Origin of the sequence: Ruegeria alba, assembly GCF_022321465.1 — a bacterium.
Classification (GTDB): Bacteria; Pseudomonadota; Alphaproteobacteria; order Rhodobacterales; family Rhodobacteraceae; genus Ruegeria_B; species Ruegeria_B alba.
Map to the genome: position 1 here is coordinate 57,557 of NZ_JAKOEM010000011.1, position 21,236 is coordinate 78,792.

Below are 21,236 nucleotides of genomic sequence, written 5' to 3' on the forward strand. Positions count from 1 at the left end.
TTGGCCTCGCTTGCAGCGGGGCCCGACCAACAACACAGGGAGATGGCCCATGCTGGGTTCGATGATGCGAAAAGAGCTGCTGATCAGCGATCTGATCGTGCATGCCGGGAAATACCATGCCGATACCGAAATCGTCAGCCGCGAGACCACCGGTGCCTTGCACTCCACCAACTGGGGCGATGTGGCGGTCCGGTCGCGCAAGCTCGCCTCGGCCCTTGGCACGCTGGGCCTGTCGCAGGGCGACCGGGTGGCGACACTGGCCTGGAACAACCACCGTCACCTGAAGATCTGGTTCGCCGTGTCCGGCAGCGGCATGGTCTGCCACACGCTGAACCCGCGCCTTGCACCACAGCAGTTCATCTTTATCTGCAACGATGCCGGCGACAAGGCGATGTTCTTTGACAAGACCTTTATGCCGCTGATCACCGGAACGCGTGACCACCTGAAGACGATCGAGCATTTCATCTTCATGGGGCCGCGCGATGCAGAGGTTCTGGCGGCGATCCCGGACGTGGTCTTCTACGACGAGCTGATCGAACAGGGCGCTGACGACTACGAATGGCCCCAGATCAGCGAGGAGAGCCCATGCTCGCTCTGCTATACCTCCGGTACCACGGGCAATCCCAAGGGCGTGCTCTACAACAATCGCTCGACCATGATCCACACATTCGCGATCTCGCTGCCCGACGGGCTGAGCCTTTCCAGCGAGGAGACCATCCTGCCGGTGGTGCCGATGTTCCACGCCAATGCCTGGGGCATTCCCTATGCCGCCGCGATGACCGGCGCCAAGCTGGTGATGCCGGGGCCGATGCTGGACGGTGACAGCCTGCTGGGGCTGATAGACGACCAGAAGGTGACGCTGGCCCTGGGCGTGCCGACGATCTGGATGATGCTGCTCGCGGCGGCGAAGAAATCAGGCTCCAGGATGGAGACCCTGCGCCGCAACGTGATCGGCGGATCAGCGGCCGCACCGTCGATGATTGCCACCTTCCGCAACGATTATGGCTGCGACACGATCCATGCCTGGGGGATGACCGAGACCTCGCCGCTGGGCACGGCCAACCGACCCAAGGGCAAGCATGCCGATCTGGATGCCGATGCGATGGCTCTGTTGCGTCTGGGTCAGGGCCGCCCGCCCTTTGGCATCGACCTGCGCATCGTCGATGACAAGGGCGCTCCCCTGCCCCATGACGGCAAGGCCGAAGGCGCCCTTCAGGTGCGCGGCCATTGGGTGGTCGATACCTATTTCGGCAAGGAGGCACCGGCAACCACCGGTGACGGCTGGTTCGATACCGGCGATGTCTCGACCATCGACGCCGACGGGTTCATGGTGATCCGCGACCGCACCAAGGACATCATCAAATCGGGTGGCGAGTGGATTTCCTCGGTCGACCTCGAAGGGATCGCGGTGGCGCATCCCGGCGTCGCCATGGCCGCCGCCATCGGCGCGGTCCATCCGAAATGGGACGAGCGCCCGATCGTCATCGCGGTCAAGGCCGAAGGTGCCGACCCGAGCGAAGAAGAGATCCTCGCGCTCTACAAGGGCAAGGTCGCCAGCTGGCAGGTGCCCGACGCGGTGGTGTTCACCGATGCGATCCCGCTCAATGCCACCGGTAAGATGCTCAAGAACCAGCTGCGCGACCAGTTCGCCAATACCCTGATCGAGAGAGGTATCCGGGATGCTTGACGCCGCACAACTGACACTCGACGACCAGGACGCGCTGTTCGATCACTATGACCGTGCTCTGGCAGAGCTGGACGCGAACAAGGACAGATGGGCGCAATTGCCCGTCCCCGACCGGATCCGGCTGTTGTCGGGCATGAAGGACGGGATCATGAAGGTCGCCAAGGGCTGGGCCGACGAGGCCGCCCGCCGCAAGGGTCTGAAACCCGGCACGGCGGTGGCGGGCGAGGAATGGATCGCGGGGCCCTATGCCTGCATGGCAGGCTGCAACGCCTTGATGGCAACGCTGTCGCAGATGCAGGGCAAGGCCTTTGTCGATCACCTGCCCACCCGCGAACTGGTCACCGGGCAACTGGCGGTCAAGGTGCTGCCGCATTCGATCTGGGACAGGTTGCTCCTGTCCGGCGTTTCGGCCGAGGTCTGGATGCAACAGGGCGTGACAGCCGGCAACCTCAAGGAGCACGCCGCCATCGCCTATGACAGGCCGGAGAAACAGAGGCGCGGCAAGGTCGCGCTGGTGCTGGGCGCGGGCAATGTGAACGCGATCACGCCGCTGGACGTGCTGCAAAAGCTGATCCTGGAAAACCAGGTGGTGATCCTGAAGATGAACCCGGTCAACGATTACCTGACCGACTATTACAAGATCGCCATGAAACCCTTTGTCGACGAGGGATATCTGCGCATCGTCAAGGGGGATGCCAAGGGGGGCGCCTATCTGTGCGATCATCCCATCATCGAAGAACTGCATATCACCGGCGCCGAAAGCACCCATGACGCCATCGTCTGGGGCGTGGGCGAGGAAGGTGCAAAGAACCGCAAGGCGGGCACGCCCAGAAACACCAAGCGGTTCACCTCCGAACTGGGTTCGGTCAGCCCCACCATCGTGGTGCCCGGCCCCTGGTCCGCCGCCGATATCCGGTTCCAGGCGGAAAACATCGCGACGATGAAGCTGCACAATTCCGGCCACAACTGCATCGCCTGTCAGGCGCTGGTGATGCCGCGCGGCTGGGACAAGGGCGCGCAGCTGATCCAAGAGGTCAAGCGCGTCGCGGCGGGGTCCACCCGCCCGGCCTGGTATCCCGGCGCCCAGCAACGGCTGGACTCTTTCGCCGAACATGCTGGCAAGGCCGACAAGGTCGACCGCGGCCCGCTTGCCCCGGCGCTTATCGTGGGCGAACTGGGCGCGGACCATTTCAACGCCTCGTGCGAGGTCTTTGCCCCCGCTTTGAGCGTCAAGGAACTGGAGGCCACCGATCCGGCCAGCTATCTCGAAGCGGCCATCGACTATGCCAATGACGACCTTTGGGGCACGCTGGGCTGCCAGATCCTGATCCACCCGAAAACCATCCGCCAGATCGGCCGGAAACGGTTCGAGGAAATCATCGCCAAGCTGCGCTATGGCACCATCGGCATCAACGGCTGGTGCGGGCTGGGTTTCCTGATCACCGCCTGTCCCTGGGGTGCATTTCCGGGTCATACGCTGGAGAATGTCGGATCGGGCATCGGGACGGTTCACAATTCCTTCATGCTGGAGAAGACCGAGCGCACGGTGGTACGTGCACCCTGGCGCCCGTTCCCGCGCGGGCTGCTGTCGGGGCAGTTCTCGCTGCTGCCGCGCCCGCCCTTCTTCATCACCAACCGCCGCCAGCACAAGATCGGCGCCGCGCTAACCGGATTCCAGTACAAGCCCAACTGGCTGAAACTGCCCGGTATCTTCTACCACGCGCTGTTGGGCTGAAAGGAGACAGAGGGCGGAAAAAGTTGCATTCCGCCCGAATCAAAGCCATGTGAGTGCCATGAACGAGATGCCAGCCAAACTGAAAGCCCGCGCCGCGCGCAAGAACGCCAAGCGGGACGAGAAAAAACGCCAGATCGCCACCAGCGCGATCGAGGCGCTCAAAGAGCTTGGCTATGCCAATACCTCGCTGCGTGACATCGCCGAGAAAAGCGACCTGTCGCTTGGCATGCTGCATTACTATTTCGAGGACCGCACCGACCTGATCATCTACTGCGTGCAACTCTACAAGCAGGAGTTCGTGCGCAATATCACCGACGCGTTGAAAAAGGCGCAGGGACGCGAGCGGGTGATCGACGCCTTTTCCGAGGCTCTGGTAACCTCGATCGTGGACGACAACATGACCCACCGGCTGTGGTATGATATCCGCACCCAGGCCATGTTCGACGCCACCTTTCGCCCGGTCGTGGCCGAGATCGAAGGGATGCTGATCGAAATAGTCGCGACCGCCTTCAAAAAGGCGGGCCATGATGCCCCCGAGAATGTCGAAATCTCATACGCGCTGCTCGACGGCGCCTTTCGGTTTCTGATGCAGAACCAGATCGGCAAGGACCAGGGCAGTCGCGAAGAGTTGACGGCCACGTTCCGGGCCTTGCTGACCCGGTTCCTCTGAACCTCCGTCCAAACGCGCAGGGCAGACCCGCCTCGGTCTGCTTATGAGGCGGGTCGGCAAAGGAAAGCCGGAAGAGAGAGACGGCTCAGGCCGCCTGAATGCGTGAAGCGCGGACGTTCTCGACCCAATCGACCAGCGCATCCGCTTCCGGGTTCAGCTTTACGGCGGCACCCTCGGTAAAGGCCAAAAACCGCTCTTCGTTCAGGCCGTTCACCCCCAGCAGCACCGGAATATCCCGCGCCAGCGCCTCGGCGATCAAGGGGCGAAAGCCGCGCCCGTCGGCCTCGTGTTTGCCGAACTTGTTGACGATCAGCAGCTCGGGGTCCTCGGCCAGAGCCGCCGAGACCAGACCCACCGCGCGCTCCAGTTCTCCGGGATCCAGCCGGCAGCCGCGCGACCCGGCGCCCAGCGTCTGCGAGATGCGGATGACCTCGGTTCCCGGCATCACCCGCAGGTCCATGTCGCAACGGGCGTTGTCGGCGCACTCCGTGTTGGTCTGCACCACCCCGGCCAGGCGCACGCCCTTGGCATCCAGCCGCGCGGCCACCTCGCTCAGCAGCCGGTCGGTGGCGCCGCGCGCTGTGGTGGTGACATAGGCCAGATGCATCGTGAGCGTCCTTCTAACAGTGTCGGTGATGATCTAGCACGCCGATCCGGGTTCGACCAGTCAGGGCAACGGCGAGACCCCGATCACAGGTGCATGGGCCAGCAGGAGGGCCAGATAAAGCAGCGCGGCAGACAGCACTATGCGCGGCGCCAGCAGTGCAGGCAGTCCCCTTGGCGACAGCCGGGCAGTGTTTGCCGCCAGCCGCGTCCAGTCGGCGCCCAACTCGCGCCGCTTGCGCCGGTCGATCAGGGCCATGCCCATCACTGCGAACCCGAAAAAGAGGCCGAACAGGATCACATGCGCCAGCGATCCATTGGCCAGCAGATGCGCCCCCGACCACATTGCCAGCGCCAGCAGCAGCGGATGGCGCGACAGGGCCAGAATACCGGGCCGGGCCGGATCGAACGCCCCCCGCCCCAGCCCGCCAAAGGACAGCGGATTGACCGACCGCAGCCCCGCCACCGCCAGCAGGCAGACCGGCAGCATGACCAGCACCGGAACCCAGCGCAGCGCGGGCAAGGGCGGGATCACCTCGACATAGGGCGCGCGGGCGGCGGCCAGAATCAGCCAGCCCAGCACCGCAACGGAGAACAGGGAATAGGCGATACCAAAGCCGCGCGCGCCCAGCCGCGCCACCAGCCAGGGCCGCACCGGCGGGCGCACCGGGATCACATGGCTGAGCAGGAACACCGCCAGCGCCGCCGCAAATTCCGCCCATCCGCCCATCGCTGTCCCTCGCCCGTTCCGCCGCCCCGGTCTAGGGCGGGAGAAAAGGCCCGACCTTAACCGAAGTCAAGCCGGGCCCGCATGGGTTCACAGGCCCAGCGCCTTGCGCCGCTCTTCGGCAAAGCCCTGCACCAGCCGGTCGGCGATCAGCGCCAGAATGGCCATCGCCGCACCTGCCGAGATGCCCAGACCCACATCCGCCTGCCCCAGCGCCAGATAGATCGACTGGCCCAGACCGGTGGTCCCGATCAGCGCCGCGATGACCAGCATCGAAAAGGCATAGAGGATGGTCTGGTTCAACCCCAACAGGATGGTCGGCGCCGCATAGGGCGCGCGCACATCGCGCAGGATCTGCCAGTCGGTGGCGCCGCTGGAAATCGCGGCCTCCATCATCTCGTCCGGCGTGTCCACCAGCCCGTGACGGGTGTAGCGGATCATCGGCACGATCGCATAGGCGCAGATCGCCAGAAAGGCCGAGAATTCGCCGATCTGGAACACCATCAGCACCGGGATCAGGAAGACGAACAGAGGGATGGTCTGCAACATGTCGCAGATCGGACGCACCACGCGCCAGACCGGCGACCAGACCGCGCTGGCCACACCGATCGCGCCACCCAGCACCGCGCAGGCAAATACCGAGGCACCGCAGAGATAGAGCGACAACAGCGCCCGGTCCCACAGGCCCGACACAAGGATGGTCCCCAGCAGGATCACCACCATCAGCGCCAGCCGCCGACCGCCCGCCACGTATCCCAGCGCCGCTGCACCGGTCAGCACAAACGGCCAGGGCAGATTGGTGATGCCGGTCTCGATCATGCCGAGGCCGATCAGGGCCGTCAGCCCGGCGGTCGGCCGCCCGGCCCAGGCCATGCCCAGCGCCAGAACCGCGCCCAGCGCAAACAGCGCGCCGCTCATCTGCGGGGTCCAGGAGAAGCCCCAGGTAAAGGGCAGAACCGCCTGATCCAGCCCGATCCTGAGCGGCAGCAGCACATAGTAGAGCGTGTTGTTCTTCAGCGCATCCAGCGCCGCGCCATTGGCCTGGGTAAACCGGGTCAACCCCTGATCCAGCGAGACCGCCACCGGGTCGAGCAAGGTCAGTTCCGAGGCCGCCGGCAGCCGGGTCCAGAACACCAGCGTAAAGGCCAAGGCCAACCCCAGCAGCCCCCAGACCACGCGAATGTCATGGCGTTTGCGCTCGGTCGCCAGCACCGCGCTCATCCGGTCGATGATGACCGCAAAGGCCACGATCACCATCCCCGCCAGCAAGGCCGCGCCGAACTGCGCCTTGCGCATGGTCAACAGCACTTCCCAACCGATATCGTTGAACCCGCCGATGACGGCGGCGATGATCACCATGCTCAGCGCCGCCATCAGGCACTGGTTGAACCCCACCATGATCTGGCGCGAGGCCGAGGGGATCTCGACCTGGAACAATTGCTGCATACGGGTGCCGCCGGACATGATCGCGGCTTCCTTGACCTCGGCCTCGACCCGCTCCAGCCCCAGCATCACGTTGCGCGCCATCGGCGGCGCGGCATAGATCGCCGAGGCGATCAGCCCCACCACCGGGCCAAAACCGAACAGCGCCAGCAAGGGCGTCAGATAGGCAAATGTCGGCACTGTCTGCATGATATCCAGCACCGCCTGCACCGCGGCCCGGATGCGCGGCACCTCGTTGGCGAGAATGCCGATCGCCCCGCCCACCACCAGCGCCAGCGGCACCGAAACCGCCACCAGGGCCAGCGTGTTCATTCCCTCGTGCCAATAGCCCGAGGCCAGCACGAAGCCCAGACCGCCAAGCCCCAGCGCCGCCATCGCCGCACCGCCCAGATACCAGCCCAGCGCGGTGACGATACCGATCACCAGCGGCCAGGGGGTCGCGTTCAACACCCAGTTGGCGGCATCCATCGGATAGACCATCACCGCCGAGAACAGGCGGGCCACGGGTTTGAACCAGGCCAGGAGCGCGGTCATCACCGTCCCGACCCAATCGGTCGCAGGCAGCACCCAGGCCTTGGGCCAGGCGCCCAGCCAGGGCGCCACCGGCTCCAGCGCCAGGCAGAGCGCGCCGACCAGCGCCGTGATCAGCGCGGCCTTTGTTCCCACCGTCAGCCGTGCCGCGCGCGGGACCGGGATATCGACGGCGCTCATGTGTCGTCCACCTGCAATGCAGCCGCCAGATCCGAGGGTTGCACCGTGCCCACGATGGCACCGCTGGCATCGCGCACCGGCACCGGCTGATACAGCTGCATGCAGCGCGCCAGCGCGGTGTCCAGCGTCATGCCCGTGGTCAGGCCCGGATCGTCCGGTCCCTGCTCCTCGGCGCCGGTCCGCATGACCGAGGCCACTTTGGCATGGCGGCCCTTGGCCACATCCTTGGAAAACTCGCGCACATAATCGTCGACCGGGTTCAGCACGATCTCGGTCGGCGTACCGATCTGTACGATCTTGCCATCCCGCATGATGGCGATGCGGTCGGCCAGTTTCAGCGCCTCGGCGATGTCATGGGTGATGAAGACGATGGATTTCTTAAGCGTCGCCTGAATGCGCAGGAATTCATCCTGCAACTGGCGCCGGATCAGCGGGTCCAGCGCCGAGAACGGCTCGTCCAGGAACCAGATATCGGGGTTCACCGCCAGGCTGCGGGCGATGCCGACGCGCTGGCGCTGGCCACCGGACAGCTGGCGCGGGAAACTGTCCTCACGCCCGTCGAGCCCGACCAGCGAGATCACCTCTTGCGCCCGGGCGCGGCGTTCCTTGCGCCCTACCCCCTGCACCTTGAGCGGATAGGCCACGTTCTCGGCCACCGTCATGTGGGGGAACAGGCCGAAATGCTGGAACACCATGCCCAGCTTGCGGCGGCGCAAATCGGTCAGTTTTTGCTTGCTGGCGCCGACGACATTGTCGCCCTCGATCCGGATCTCGCCACCGGTGCCCGGCAGCAGTTGCGAGATGCAGCGGATAAGCGTGGACTTGCCCGACCCGGACAGGCCCATGATCACGAACAGCTCGCCCTCGCGGACCTCGAAACTGGCGTCCTGCACGGCGGGGATCAGACCCTTGCCGCGCAGCTCTGCCGCCGCGGCCTCGGCATCGCCGCCCGACCGGGCCAATGCCTCGGCCAGGGCGTCGTTTGCACCGGGCCCGAACACCTGCCAGAGATTCTGGCAGGTGATGGCCGGCGTTGTCGCCTCAGTCACGTCTGCGGCTCACTTGGTGGCTGCGTCGACGACCGGGCGCCAGCTGCCCTCGTTCTCGGTCATCCAGGCGGCAACCACCTCTTCGACCTTGCCGCCATCGACGTCGATCGCGCCCATCATCGGCTGCTGCGCCTCGACGCTCAGCTGATAGTTGGTGAGAATTTCATGGGCGGCGGGCCATTTCTCGGCAAAGCCCGACCAGGACGCCTTGAAGATGCGGCTGGGTGAGAAATCGCAATCGTTGACCGCATTGGGGTTCGGCCCCCAAGACGCATCGCTGAAGCAGGCCTCTTCGCCCGGCGGCAGGTCGATGAATTTCACATCATAGGCCGACATCGCCCAATGCGGCTGCCAGAAGGTGATGAGCAGCGGCGACTTGCGCTCGGTCGAGGCGCGCAGTTCCGCGATCAGCGCCCCTTCGGAGCCTGCGGGCACCGCCTTGATCGGCAGGTCCAGACCGGTCATGCGGTCTGCGCCCGGTGTGCCCCAATCGGCGGGATAGTCGACCAGTCGGCCCATCGGCAGGGTCTCGGCGGTGGCGAAGACCTGCGCGCACTCCTTCAGCGCCTCCCAGGCCGGCAGGCCCGGGCACAGATCGGCCACATGCGCGGGATAGGCGATGCCCTCGCGCGCGTTCAGGCCCAGATCGCCGATCTCGGTCACCGTGCCCTCGGCAACCTTCTTGGCGTATTCGTCCGACACGTTCGACGACCAGATTTCCAGCGTGGCGTGGATATCGCCATCGGCCAGCGCCTGGAACTGGTTCATCATGCCGGCAGTCACATATTCCACCTTGTAGCCCGCGGCCTTGAGCATCTCGCCGGCCACATGCGTGGTCACGTGCTGCCCGGTCCATTCGTTGATCGCCAGCTTGATCGGCTCGTCCGAGGCGCCCATTTCAGCGGCGTTCACGCCCCCTGCCAGCGCGGCCAGCGCAAGTCCAAGTCCTACCCGTTTCATCTCAGTTCTCCCTGTTGATCCGATTGGGTGCACTATCCGCCGATTCCGGGGAACTGTCACCAGTCCCTCGCATGGCGGTTTATTGATTGGTCAGTCAATAATCATCACACCTCCCCGTCTTGTCGAGCATTTTTTTACGACGCCGGGTTTGACCCTGTCTGGGCTTGGCGTCGGATGATCTCTGCGCCTATGCTCGCCCCCAGACAGAACCACAGGAGACGCCGCCGATGTTGACCCCGGAAACCGCCCAGGTGCTGCTGAGCGAACATTTCGCCGATTGGGTGCAGGCGCTCGACCCCGAGGTGCTGGAGGCGGATCGCGAACACGTGCTGGTGCGAATGCCGCTGGGGCCGCATCTGGCGCGGGCGGGCGGCATTGTCTCGGGTCAGGCGCTGGCAGCACTGGCCGATACCAGCATGGCGCTGGCCGCCATCGCACAGCAGGACGAGCTGCGCCTGTTTGCCACCACCGACCTGCACACCCAGTTCCTGCGCCCCGGTGTCGGGCGCGCGATCCTGTGCCGGGCCGAGGTGGTGAGGGCAGGCAAGGCGTTGGTCTTTGCCCGCGCCGATATGCACGAAGAAGAGAGTGGCAAGCAGGTGGCCACCGCGACAGCCACCTTTTACGCGCCCTGACGTGCACGCCTTGCCCAGCCTTGGGCAGAGTGGCAACATCCCGCAGATCAGGGAGGTGAGACATGCACCATTTCGACGAGATCCATGCGCTTGCCGCCGCCCGCCATGGCGGCGCGGCGGCGCTCGAGGCCAAGCTGACCCGTCCCGCATCCGCGGTCGAGCTTGCCGCGCTGCCCGAGGATCGATGGCTGTCGGTGATCACCAAATGCGTGTTTCAGGCCGGCTTCAACTGGAAGGTGATAGAGGCGAAATGGGAGGGGTTCGAGGCCGCCTTTGACGGGTTCGACATCGGCCGTTGCGCCCTGATGGATGACGAGAAATTCGATGCCCTGTTGCAGGACGCCCGCATCGTGCGCAACGGCACCAAGATCGCCACGGTACGCGACAACGCGGCCTTTCTTCTGGAATTGCGGGACGAAGGCGGCGCCGGTCAGGTGCTGGGTGGCTGGCCGTCAACCGACTATGTGGGCCTTCTCGACCTGCTTAAACGTCGCGGCAGCCGGTTGGGCGGCACCACCGCGCAATATGCGATGCGCTTTGCCGGGCGCGACAGTTTCATCCTGTCGCGCGATGTTACCGCCCGGTTGATCGCCGAAGGGGTTGTGGACAAGGCGCCCACCTCGAAAAAGGCGATGACGCAGGTCCAGGCGGCCTTCAACACCTGGATGGACCAATCCGGCCGTTCGCTGACCGAAATCAGCCGCGTGCTGGCGATGAGCCTTTGAGGCCACCGCGCGACATTTCCCTTGCCCGACCTGCGGGCGCTTGGCTAGCGTTCGGAGCGAGGCTGCTAGGGCTCTGCCAGGGTCCTCTCACCAACGCGCGGGGCGGGACCGTGCGATGGTACAGACACCTGTCCCGAACCGCACGAGGCCCGCACGCATGATCCTCCGCCTGTTCTGTATGCTGCTGCTGGTGGCCGCCTGCGGCCGGCCACTGACCGAGGCCGAGCGCGCCTTTGCCACCCGCTTGCACGGCGACGCGCTCGATATCTCGCGGGTGCGCCTGGTCGAGGGCGCGCCGGTGGGCGCGGTGACCTTTCACCGCAAGCCGCGTCCGCGCGTGACCTGCCGCGAACGGATCCTGCCGCCGCAGAAAGAAGAGATCGTCACGGTCAAACCCGCTGCCGTAACCCTGTTCCACAAGGTCTATTTTGCACGCGACTGGTATCTGGATGACTACATGCCGGACTATCCCGACCGGGTGAACCTGATTGCCGCGATGCTGCTGGCACATGAGCTGACCCATGTCTGGCAATGGCAGAACCGGCACACCACCGGGTATCATCCGCTCCGGGCGGCGGCCGAACACGGGGCCAGCGACGATCCCTATCTGTTCGACCTGCGCGCGGCACCCGATTTCCTGAGCTACGGCTACGAGCAGCAGGGGGCCATCGTCGAGGAATATGTCTGTTGCCGGGCGCTGGCCCCCGAGGCGCCGCGCACGCGTCGGCTGCATGACATGCTGGCGGCGGTGATGCCAGTGAGTGCCCTGCCGCAGTCACGGCGCGAAAGCGACGTGCTGCTGCCCTGGCGCGATGCGGAGCTGAATGGGATCTGCGACTGACCTTGCAACGCAGCACCAGAGAAGAAAATTCGTCGAATTTTCTTCGCCTCCGCCCCGGTCGCGCGGATTACCCCGCCTCGGACACCTGGATACTTTCCAGATAGGCCAGCAACGCCGCCAGTGGCCGCGGCGTCGGCGTCATGACCCCGTCGATCTCGACCGGAACCAACTCTCCTTCGAGGAGGGCGCCAAAGGCTGGCATGATCTCTGCCGACACCTTACCGCGTCCATAGCCGTCGATCTTGGTTAGGATCTCGGCCCGGGGAAAGTCTCCATCCCGCCGTTCCGCGATCCGGGTCAGGTCCGGCGCCTCGCCACCGCCAGACAATTCCGCCCCCTGCCCGCGGTAATCGTGACAGGCCACGCAATTTGCGGCAAAGACCTTTTCGCCTTCCGCGGGACCGGGCATGGCGTCGATCCGGGCACAGGCCGCAATCACAGCCAATATCAGAGCGGTTGCGGGTATAGCGCGCATGGCCGGTCTCCCATTCATTTCTCTTGCAGCGTCGCGATATAGGCCAGCAGATCGACAATCGGCTGGCTGGTCAAGATCGGCTGACCGGTTTCCGACTTAATAGCCACGTCGCGCCCTTCGAAATAGGGGCCGTAGACCGGCATAGGGCTGCCATGGCTGACCAGCGGGTCTCGCCCGTCGATGCGTCGCACGATCCGTACGATCGGCAGCTCTCCATCCTCGGACAGACGCGTCAGATCCGCCGGGCTGATCACCAGTACGCCGGCCATCGGTCCGTGCCCGGTGGCCTCGATCCCGTGGCAGGTCGCGCAATGGTGGCGGTAGAGTTGCTCTCCCTCGGTCACATCCTGCGCCAAGGCAGGTGCGACCAGGGTCGAGATCAGCAGGGCGGACAGGAACGGTTTCATCGAGGTCTCCTCCAGTTTGCGCGCCTCAGGGCGTTTGCAGCGTTTCGACATGAGCGGTCAGCGCCACTATTGCGCGCGGTGCTGCGACGACATTTCCATCGGTAGTGGTGACGGCGACCGTCTCGCCGTCGAACAATGGCCCGAATTCAGGCATCGCGCCCAGATGCCCCTTGCCGGGATAGCCATGGATCGTGGCCATCACGGACGCCGCCGGAAACTGCCCGCCATGGGCCTCTGCAAGGCCACGCAGATCTGCGGGCGGTACCGGCAAGCGCGGCGCCTCGGGTCCATCCCCGGCGCCGGTCGGCCCATGGCAAGCCGCGCAATGCCGGGCATAGAGCCGCGCACCACCCGGTCCTTCGGGGGCGCATGCGGCGAGCAGGAGTAAGGCCGGAAACAGAAGGCGCATGTTCAACGGACCACTATGATTTCCCGGCCAGCCTGACCCGGCGCGACAGCCGGCGCCATGATCCAAATCAACGCGTGGCGCCGCCTCAGCCTTCGGCCGACAATCGCCCTTCGGTCAGGCGCACCACCCGGTCCATGCGCGCGGCGAGTTCCAGGTTATGAGTAGCGATCAGCGCCGACAGGCCCGTGCCGCGCACCAGTTCGACCAGCGCGTCAAACACCTGCTCCGAGGTCGCGGGGTCGAGATTGCCGGTCGGCTCATCCGCCAGCAACAGGCGCGGCGCGTTGGCCAGCGCCCGGCAGAACGCCACGCGCTGCTGTTCGCCCCCCGACAGCGCCGCCGGACGATGGTCCGCGCGCCCGGCCACTCCGACGCTGGAGAGAAGCTCGCGTGCGCGCGCTTCGGCCTGGCCTTCAGCCACGCCGTTGGCCAGCTGCGGCAACACCACGTTTTCCAACGCGGAGAATTCGGGCAACAGATGGTGGAACTGATAGACAAAGCCCACGTCCCGCCGCCGCATCCCGGTGCGGGCGCGGTCGCCGCGCCCGGTCATGTCCTGTCCGGCGATCTGAACCTGACCCGCATCGGGCACGTCCAAGAGGCCCGCGATATGCAGAAGCGTCGACTTGCCCGCCCCCGAGGGCGCGACCAGCGCCACCATCTCGCCCGGCGCGACGCTCAGATCGACGCCGCGCAGCACGCGCACCTCGCCGGGTGTCCCCTTCAGATAGGTCTTTTCGATGCCGCTCAGGCGCAATGTCGCCTCACTCATAGCGCAGCGCCTCCACCGGGTTCAGCCGCGCCGCGCGGCGCGCCGGAAAATAGGTCACGACACAGGAGAGGCCCAGCGACAGACCCGCCGCCTTGAGCACATCAGCCAGCCGCAGTTCCGCCGGCAGCGCATAGATGCCGCGAATGGCCGGGTCCCAGACGCCGCCACCCATCACGAAATTCACGAAAGAGAAGATCGGGTCGATATAGATGGCAAAGAGACAGCCCAGCACAACGCCCATCAGCGTGCCCAGGATGCCGGTAAACGCGCCGCAGATGAAGAACACGCGCAGGATGGACCCTTCGCTCAGGCCGATGGTGCGCAGGATGCCGATATCCCGGCCCTTGTTCTTGACCAGCATGATCAGGCCCGAGACGATGTTCATGGTCGCGATCAGCACCAGGATCGACAGGATGATGAACATCACGTTGTCCTCGACCTCGAGCGCGCGCAGGAACCCGCCCGAGGCGTCTTGCCAGGTCCAGACCTGGGCGCCGTCACCGGCGGCGGTCAGGATCGGGATCAGCACCCGGTCCAGCCGCTCGGGCTCGGTCACCATCACCTCGATCTCGTCGGCGACACCCTCGCGGTTGAAATAGGCCTGCGCCTCGGCAAAGGGCATGTAGGCCCGGGTGCGGTCGATGTCATAGCGCCCGGCCGAGAACACATAGACCACCTCATAGGCGTTCACCCGGGGCGAGGTGCCCATCGGTGTGCGGGCACCGTTGGGCGAGATCAGCTTGATCCGGTCACCCACGGTAACCCCCAGCTCGCGCGCCACGCCCGAGCCCAGCGCGATCCCCTGATCGAAGCGGGACAGGTCGCCATAAGAACGGTCGGTATTCACGATACCGGGCAGTGCGGCCAGATCGGCCGCGGCGATACCGAACACCTCGACACCGGCATTGCGGTTCTGGGCGGCCGCCATCACCTGCCCCTTGACCAGCGGCGCGGCGCGGGTGACGCCCGCGACCCCGGCCACTCGGGCGGCCATCTCGGCATAGTTGGGGATGGTCCGGTCAATGCGGCCATTGGCGTCGATTTCGCCGGGGTTATAGACGGTGACATGGGCGTTGGCACCCAGGATGGTGCCCACGAAATCGGACCGGAAGCCCGAGCGCACCGCCAGCGTCGCGATCAGCGCGAACACTGCCAGCGTGATGCCGATCAGGCTGATCCAGGTCATCACGCTGACCCCGCCCTCGGCCCGGCGGGCACGCAGGTACCGCCAGGCGATCTTCCATTCAAATGCGGCAAAGGGGGCCGGTTGTCTGGCCATTTTAGGCTCCTGCTCGTTTGCCCGCGATGTACGGCGTTTTGACGGTTTTGTACATGGTCAGAACCAACAACCCGCCGATTCCGCGGTATGCCGGGGGAATTCAGAACCCGTACGACTGTCAAATGCTTACGCGCGCCGGGTCACTCTTGCTCGCGATTTCGTGAGCCCCTTGGAATGATCCGCCCTGTTGCTGAACGCGTAGTCCTCTCGAACACAAGCTGGAGGAAACAATGCCCACAATAACAGATATTGCCGCTGGAAACGCGGATTTCTCGATCCTTGTTTCGGCCCTGACGTTCGTCGACAGCGAACTACCCGGATCGAACCTTGTCGCCACGTTGAACGATGCCTCGGGCGATTTCACCGTTTTCGCCCCGACCAATGCGGCCTTCTCGAAACTTGCCGTGGATATCGGCTTTGACGGAGACAGCACGGACAACGATGCGGTGACCGCGTTCTTGACCGGTGCAGTACCTGCTGAAACTCTGCGCGCTGTCTTGCTGTATCATGTCGCCGGCGAATCCCTGGAGGAAGCCGAAATCGCGGCTGCGGGCAGTCTGACAACCCTTCAGGGTGGCGTTGTGACGCTGAATGCGCCCACCCTTGTCGATCTCGAACCTGACCTGATCGACGCATCTTTGGTCACGACCGATGTGGCGGCGGACAACGGCATCATCCACGTCATCGACCGGGTCATGCTGCCGGTAGACCTGCCCGGAAACGATGCCCCGACAATCACAGGGCTGGTCGCGTCGTCGGGAGAGCTGGATGACAATGGAAGCGACTTCGATCTCCTCCTGGCGGCCGTATCAGCCGCCGGGCTTGGCAGTGCCCTTGACGATGCGGATGCCGACCTGACTGTTTTCGCGCCGAATGACGACGCGTTCCTGTCTCTTGCGCAAACGCTCGGCTATGAGGGAACCGACGAGGCAGGTGCCCTGTCCTTCATTGTGCGCGGTCTCAATCTTCTAAGCGGGGGCGATCCGATCGGGCTGTTGACCCAGGTGCTGACCTATCATGTCGCGGGCGAATCCCTGCAAGCCAGCCAGGTACTTGCTTCTGACACCATCACAACACTTCAGGGCGGTTCGATAACAATCGACGGAACCAGCCTCGGCGACCTTGACCCCGAACTGCCCGATCCAAACATCATCGCCACCGATATCCAGGCTGCCAACGGGATCGTGCATGTCATTGATGGCGTTCTGGTTCCTGCCGATGTTCTTGTCAGCGACGGGAACAATGCTGTCGATCTGATCTTTGGCGAAGACATTGCAGAGTCCTTTGATACCGGCCTCGATAACGACCTAATCGACGCTGGTGGCGGGGATGATGTCGTCCGCGGCGGTGAAGGCAATGACATCATCCTTGGCGCCGACGGCAACGACCGGCTGCTCGGCGACGCCGGAAACGATCTTCTGCGCGGTGGCGATGGCAACGATACGCTCAATGGGGCCGAGGGTGCCGACACGATCATCGGCGGCGCCAGCGACAGCGACCTTGGCGACTGGATCTATGCAGGCGCAGACAGCGATCTGGTTGATGCGGGGGCCGGTAACGACGTCGTCTATGGCGAAGGCGGTGCTGATACGATCTCGGGTGGTGCAGGAACCGATTTTCTGGCTGGTCAGGACGGGAACGACGTCATCGCCGGAAACGGGTTGAGTGACCAGATATTCGGCAACGCCGGGGATGATTTCATCAATGGTGGCTTCGGGTTCGACCGGTTGAATGGTGGCACCGGCGCCGACAAGTTCTACCACCTGGGGATTGAGGATCACGGCACCGACTGGATCCAGGACTTCAACTCGGAAGAAAACGATGTCCTTGTCTTCGGCCAGTCCGATGCGAGCATCGACGATTTCGTCGTTCACGTGACCCATGCCGGCGGTGACGGTGTCGCACGTCCGGGGGATGATGCCGTCGAGGAGGTTTTTGTCGACTATCAGGGGCAAGTGATCTTTGCCCTTGTGGACGGCGCTGCACAAGACAGCATCATGATCAGGATCGACGGCACGGATTACGATCTTCTTGCCTAACCCAACGTTCGCACATTTTGGCAGGGGCGGCTACAGCGCCCCTGCCGTACATGATGCACAGATGACAAGAACACGCATCACCGCTCAATACCGTTTCCAAGACAGAAACATTATGGCGATGAGACCGATTTTGACACCGAATTTCCCCAAATTTTAACCAAAATTAACACGTCGGGCGGGCAAATTTTGAATCCGTACTGCACAAGTGCCAGCATTTTAGGAATGAGGAGTGCCCAAGATGGGACTCAGGCAGATGACAGGACCGATGTCTTCGAAAAAACGCTCCACGTCGCAACCTGCGGCTTATGATTGTGAAACGGCAGCTCTGCTGCGGGCAGTCATGCTGCCGCTTTTTCACGGGGCGAAAACATGGGCCGAGCTTATCGAGGTCATGCGGAAACGCGGTTATGGTCTGGCTTTTCGAGACGGCGCCTTTTGCGTCACAGAGCGCGGCAGCGGTAAGCGATTGTGCGGTTTGAACTTCCTCGGGCTGTCGATGGAGGACTTGGTGAACCGTTTGGGGCGGCCATGCGTTCTGGCGCACCATGGCGACTGGGCGGATGGCGATTTGCTAAGCCACCCGCCAACCCGCAGTCCACTTCACTAGTCCATCACAGCCAGGTTTGGAAAGACCGGCCTGCCATCGGCTCTTCACGAGCTAGGTGCGGGTGGTGCGGCGCATAGATCTCGGCCACCTTCCGAACCGCCTCTTCCGGGCTCAGCTCGACGCTTTCGCCGGTCTTGCGGCTGGTCAGTTCCACCACCCCGTTCTTCAACCCGCGCGGGCCCACGGTGATCCGCCAGGGCAGACCGATCAGGTCCATGGTGGCGAACTTGCCCCCCGCCCGTTCGCTACGGTCGTCATAGAGCGGTTCCAGCCCGAGCGCTGTCAGCGCGGCATATAGCTTGTCACAGGCCGCATCCGCCTCGTCGTCACCCTGCTTCAGGTTCACGATACCGCAATGGAAAGGCGTGACGCCCTCGGGCCAGATGATGCCCTTGTCGTCGTGGCTGGCCTCGATGATGGCACCGATCAGGCGCGACACTCCGATGCCATGGCTGCCCATGTGCAGCGGTACGCGCTGGCCGTCCTCGCCCTGCACCATCGCGCCCAGTTTCTCTGAATACTCGGTCCCGAAGTAGAAGATCTGGCCCACCTCGATCCCCCGCGCCACGCGGCGGCGCTCTTCGGGGATCTCGTTGAAAACCGCCTCGTCATGGGTTTCGTCGGTGCGGGCGTAGCGGCTGGTGAACTCCTCCAGCACCGCCTGGCACTGGGCGTGATCGTCATAGTCGATCATGCGGTCGCCAAAGCTCAGATCGGTGATCGCGCTGTCATAGAAGACTTCCGACTCGCCGGTATCGGCCAGCACCAGGAATTCATGGGTATAGTCGCCGCCAATCGGGCCACTGTCGGCCCGCATCGGAATCGCCTGCAACCCCATACGCTCATAGGTGCGCAGATAGCTGACCAGATGACGGTTATAGGCGTGCAGCGCATCCTCTTTCGTCAGGTCGAAATTGTAACCGTCCTTCATCAGGAATTCACGGCCCCGCATGACGCCGAAACGCGGGCGCACCTCGTCGCGGAACTTCCACTGCACATGGTAGAGCGTCAGCGGCAGCGCCTTGTACGAGGTCACATAGTTGGCGACGATATCGGTGATCATCTCTTCGTTCGTCGGACCAAACAGCATTTCGCGGTCGTGCCGGTCAGTGATCCGCAGCATTTCCGGGCCATAGGCGTCATAGCGCCCGGATTTGCGCCACAGGTCGGCCGATTGCAGGGTGGGCATCAGCATCGGGATATGACCGGCACGGATCTGTTCCTCGTGCACGATGTTTTCCAGCTTGCGCAGCACCTTGAACCCCAACGGCAGCCAGGAATAGATGCCGGCCTGCGCCTGTTTGATCATGCCGGCGCGCAGCATCAGACGATGGCTGACAATCTGGGCCTCAGCGGGGTTTTCCTTCAATACGGGCAGAAAATATCGCGACAGGCGCATCGTGCTGTGTCTTTCCTGAATTTGACGTTTCCAAGCGGTCTAAGACATCGCCGTGCAACAGGCAATCGCTCAGGCGTGGTTTTGCCCGGTGAAGACATCCGGTTTACCGCTGCATCAGGTTCATGTTCCAGTACGGTCAAAGCAGCTACACCCGGAACGGAGACAATGCGCAAGCCGTGTTCCCCAGAGCTATAGTGATCGCAACGCGGGCCGCGCCAAGGGAACGCTTGCAAGCCCAGGCACCATAAGCCAAAACCGAAGCATGTGGAAAATCATCGCGCCGGAGGCCGCATGGCACTGCCCGTAAAGGATCAACTGCGCTACTGGGGTGTTGCCACGGTGATCTTCGTCGCCGTGCTCTACCTGCTGGGTGACGTGCTGCTGCCCTTTGTGATCGGCGGCGCGATTGCCTATTTCGTCGATCCGGTGGCCGACCGGCTGGAGCGTCTGGGCCTGTCGCGTTCGGCGGCCACCGCGGTGATCACGGTCGCCTCGGTGCTGCTGTTCGTGCTGATGGTGCTGATGGTGGTGCCGGCATTGATCGCGCAGATGATCGACCTGATCAACGTGCTGCCGCAACTGTTCCAGGACCTGAGGACCTTTGTCAGCACCCATTTCCCCTCGGTGCTGGATCGCGAATCGAACGCGCATCAGATGATCGCCTCGGTGATGGAAACGCTGAAGTCGCGCTCGGGCGACCTGCTCAAGACCCTGGCCGGTTCGGTCGGCTCGGCCATCAACGTGGTGCTGCTGTTGGTGATCGTGCCGGTGGTTGCGGTCTATCTTCTGCTTGACTGGGACCGGATGATCGCGCGCATCGACCAGTTGCTGCCGCTGGATCATGCACCGGTGATCCGGCGTCTGGCCGGAGAGATCGACGCTGTGCTGGCCTCTTTCGTGCGCGGCATGGGCACGGTCTGTCTGATCCTCGGAACCTATTACGCGGTGGCGCTGATGATCGTCGGCCTGCAATTCGGTCTGGTGGTCGGGCTGATCGCCGGGCTGGTGACCTTTATCCCCTATCTGGGGGCACTGATCGGCGGTGCGCTGGCCATCGGGCTGGCGCTGTTCCAGTTCTGGGGCGACTGGCTGTCGATCGGACTGGTGGCGGCAATCTTTGCCCTGGGCCAGGTGGTCGAAGGCAACCTGCTGACCCCGAAGCTGGTGGGGAGTTCTGTCGGGCTGCATCCGGTCTGGCTGTTGCTGGCGCTGTCGGTCTTTGGCGCGCTGTTCGGCTTTGTCGGCATGCTGATCGCGGTGCCGGTCGCGGCGGCGCTGGGGGTACTTGCGCGTTTCGCCACCGGACAGTATCTGGGCAGCCGCCTCTACCGGGGCCTCACCGGACAGGACAACGACTGAATGGCCCGACAACTCAGCTTTGACCTCCCCGCGATGACCGCGCTGGGGCGCGAGGATTTTTTCGTCTCACCCGCCAATGCGCTGGCGGTGGCGATGATTTCCGCACAGGTCTGGCCCGGCGGCAAGCTGGTGCTGACCGGCCCGGCGGGCGCGGGCAAGACCCACCTGGCCCATGTCTGGGCCGCCGAGACCGGCGGGCGCATCACCGCCGCAACCGACCTGGCCGAGGCCGATATTCCCCAGTTGGCATCCGGCCCGGTCGCGGTCGAGGATGTGCCGCTGCTGGCAGGCGACGATGCGCGTCAGGCGCTGCTCTTTCATCTGCACAACCTGACCCTGGCCAATGGCAATCCGTTGCTGCTGACCGGACAGCAGGCGCCCGGATTCTGGGGCCTGGCCCTGCCTGACCTGCAAAGCCGGATCGAGGGCGCACAGCATGTGGCGCTAGACCCGCCGGACGACGCCTTGCTGGGCGCTGTACTGGCCAAACTGTTCGTCGACCGGCAACTCAGCCCGGGCCCCGAGGTGATCTCGTATCTGGTGAAACACATGGACCGCAGCTTCGAGGCCGCCGCCCGCATGGTCGAGGCGCTGGACCGGATCGCGCTGGCTGAAAAGCGCGACATCACCCGTGCCCTGGCCGTTCGGCTGCTGAACGATCAGCCCGGTGCGGCCGGACACCGCAATTGACCCGAATGACTCAA

At 64.1% G+C, this 21,236-nt stretch carries 21 protein-coding genes; 10 read left to right on the forward strand and 11 right to left on the reverse strand.

Going from position 1 to position 21,236, the window contains the following annotated elements:
* The first annotated feature begins 49 nt into the window (after positions 1-49).
* The 3 genes from MB818_RS13190 to MB818_RS13200 are packed head-to-tail and all read left to right on the forward strand — an operon-like array spanning position 50 to position 4,092.
* Positions 50-1,687, forward strand: a complete 1,638-nt coding sequence (locus MB818_RS13190) for a long-chain-fatty-acid--CoA ligase (protein ID WP_238905381.1) — start codon at positions 50-52, stop codon at positions 1,685-1,687.
* A complete protein-coding gene (locus tag MB818_RS13195; protein WP_234137622.1) occupies positions 1,680-3,422 on the forward strand; it encodes an aldehyde dehydrogenase family protein in 1,743 nt (580 codons plus the stop codon). Before MB818_RS13190 ends, MB818_RS13195 begins: the two co-directional genes overlap by 8 nt.
* 58 nt (positions 3,423-3,480) lie before the next feature.
* Positions 3,481-4,092, forward strand: a complete 612-nt coding sequence (locus tag MB818_RS13200) for a TetR/AcrR family transcriptional regulator (RefSeq protein WP_234137621.1) — start codon at positions 3,481-3,483, stop codon at positions 4,090-4,092.
* 85 nt (positions 4,093-4,177) lie between these two features.
* Here the strand turns inward: MB818_RS13200 and MB818_RS13205 are convergent, their stop codons facing one another.
* The 5 genes from MB818_RS13205 to MB818_RS13225 all read right to left on the reverse strand — a co-directional run bounded on the left by MB818_RS13205 (position 4,178) and on the right by MB818_RS13225 (position 9,585).
* Positions 4,178-4,699: a DUF2478 domain-containing protein gene (locus tag MB818_RS13205; protein ID WP_234137620.1), complete on the reverse strand. Its 522-nt coding sequence runs from the start codon at positions 4,697-4,699 to the stop codon at positions 4,178-4,180.
* Between the two features lie 60 nt (positions 4,700-4,759).
* Positions 4,760-5,425 carry an NnrU family protein gene (locus MB818_RS13210; RefSeq protein ID WP_238905382.1) on the reverse strand — a complete coding sequence of 222 codons (666 nt, stop codon included), beginning with the start codon at positions 5,423-5,425 and terminating at the stop codon, positions 4,760-4,762.
* A gap of 87 nt (positions 5,426-5,512) precedes the next feature.
* A complete protein-coding gene (locus MB818_RS13215; protein ID WP_238905383.1) occupies positions 5,513-7,576 on the reverse strand; it encodes an ABC transporter permease in 2,064 nt (687 codons plus the stop codon).
* Positions 7,573-8,625, reverse strand: a complete 1,053-nt coding sequence (locus MB818_RS13220) for a quaternary amine ABC transporter ATP-binding protein (RefSeq protein WP_234137617.1) — start codon at positions 8,623-8,625, stop codon at positions 7,573-7,575. Before MB818_RS13220 ends, MB818_RS13215 begins: the two co-directional genes overlap by 4 nt.
* Before the next feature lie 9 nt (positions 8,626-8,634).
* The gene (locus tag MB818_RS13225; RefSeq protein WP_234137616.1) at positions 8,635-9,585 is read right to left on the reverse strand and encodes an ABC transporter substrate-binding protein; all 951 of its coding nucleotides are present in this window, start codon (positions 9,583-9,585) and stop codon (positions 8,635-8,637) included.
* 227 nt (positions 9,586-9,812) lie between these two features.
* Here MB818_RS13225 and MB818_RS13230 point away from each other — a divergent pair, with 227 nt between their 5' ends.
* From MB818_RS13230 to MB818_RS13240, 3 genes are all read left to right on the forward strand, one after another.
* Positions 9,813-10,220: a PaaI family thioesterase gene (locus MB818_RS13230; RefSeq protein ID WP_238905384.1), complete on the forward strand. Its 408-nt coding sequence runs from the start codon at positions 9,813-9,815 to the stop codon at positions 10,218-10,220.
* 62 nt (positions 10,221-10,282) lie between these two features.
* A complete protein-coding gene (locus MB818_RS13235; RefSeq protein ID WP_238905385.1) occupies positions 10,283-10,945 on the forward strand; it encodes a DNA-3-methyladenine glycosylase I in 663 nt (220 codons plus the stop codon).
* A 157-nt stretch (positions 10,946-11,102) separates the two neighbouring features.
* The gene (locus tag MB818_RS13240; RefSeq protein ID WP_234137613.1) at positions 11,103-11,786 is read left to right on the forward strand and encodes a hypothetical protein; all 684 of its coding nucleotides are present in this window, start codon (positions 11,103-11,105) and stop codon (positions 11,784-11,786) included.
* Between the two features lie 67 nt (positions 11,787-11,853).
* Here the strand turns inward: MB818_RS13240 and MB818_RS13245 are convergent, their stop codons facing one another.
* The 5 genes from MB818_RS13245 to MB818_RS13265 form a co-directional block, all read right to left on the reverse strand.
* Positions 11,854-12,261 carry a c-type cytochrome gene (locus MB818_RS13245; RefSeq protein ID WP_234137612.1) on the reverse strand — a complete coding sequence of 136 codons (408 nt, stop codon included), beginning with the start codon at positions 12,259-12,261 and terminating at the stop codon, positions 11,854-11,856.
* A 14-nt stretch (positions 12,262-12,275) separates the two neighbouring features.
* A complete protein-coding gene (locus MB818_RS13250; protein ID WP_234137611.1) occupies positions 12,276-12,668 on the reverse strand; it encodes a cytochrome c in 393 nt (130 codons plus the stop codon).
* A gap of 25 nt (positions 12,669-12,693) precedes the next feature.
* Positions 12,694-13,077 carry a c-type cytochrome gene (locus tag MB818_RS13255; RefSeq protein ID WP_234137610.1) on the reverse strand — a complete coding sequence of 128 codons (384 nt, stop codon included), beginning with the start codon at positions 13,075-13,077 and terminating at the stop codon, positions 12,694-12,696.
* Between the two features lie 85 nt (positions 13,078-13,162).
* Entirely contained in the window at positions 13,163-13,849 is a 687-nt protein-coding gene (locus MB818_RS13260) for an ABC transporter ATP-binding protein (protein WP_234163459.1), read from the reverse strand.
* On the reverse strand, positions 13,842-15,128 hold the full coding sequence (locus tag MB818_RS13265) for a lipoprotein-releasing ABC transporter permease subunit (RefSeq protein WP_234217057.1): 1,287 nt from the start codon (positions 15,126-15,128) through the stop codon (positions 13,842-13,844). The genes MB818_RS13260 and MB818_RS13265 overlap by 8 nt, the downstream gene beginning before the upstream one ends.
* Positions 15,129-15,358: 230 nt before the next feature.
* On the opposite strand from MB818_RS13265, the gene MB818_RS13270 reads away from it, so the two are divergent.
* A complete protein-coding gene (locus MB818_RS13270) occupies positions 15,359-17,167 on the forward strand; it encodes a fasciclin domain-containing protein (protein WP_234163458.1) in 1,809 nt (602 codons plus the stop codon).
* Positions 17,168-17,405: 238 nt separating this feature from the next.
* Positions 17,406-17,774, forward strand: a complete 369-nt coding sequence (locus MB818_RS13275; protein ID WP_234137606.1) for a hypothetical protein — start codon at positions 17,406-17,408, stop codon at positions 17,772-17,774.
* Positions 17,775-17,778: 4 nt separating this feature from the next.
* Here the strand turns inward: MB818_RS13275 and proS are convergent, their stop codons facing one another.
* Positions 17,779-19,173: a proline--tRNA ligase gene (gene proS / locus MB818_RS13280; RefSeq protein ID WP_238905387.1), complete on the reverse strand. Its 1,395-nt coding sequence runs from the start codon at positions 19,171-19,173 to the stop codon at positions 17,779-17,781.
* A 291-nt stretch (positions 19,174-19,464) separates the two neighbouring features.
* Here proS and MB818_RS13285 point away from each other — a divergent pair, with 291 nt between their 5' ends.
* Together MB818_RS13285 and MB818_RS13290 are read left to right on the forward strand one after the other, a co-directional pair.
* Positions 19,465-20,532 (forward strand): AI-2E family transporter, encoded by a 1,068-nt coding sequence (locus MB818_RS13285; RefSeq protein ID WP_234183019.1) that lies wholly within the window; start codon positions 19,465-19,467, stop codon positions 20,530-20,532.
* A complete protein-coding gene (locus MB818_RS13290) occupies positions 20,533-21,222 on the forward strand; it encodes a P-loop NTPase family protein (protein ID WP_234137603.1) in 690 nt (229 codons plus the stop codon).
* The last annotated feature ends 14 nt before the right edge of the window (positions 21,223-21,236 follow it).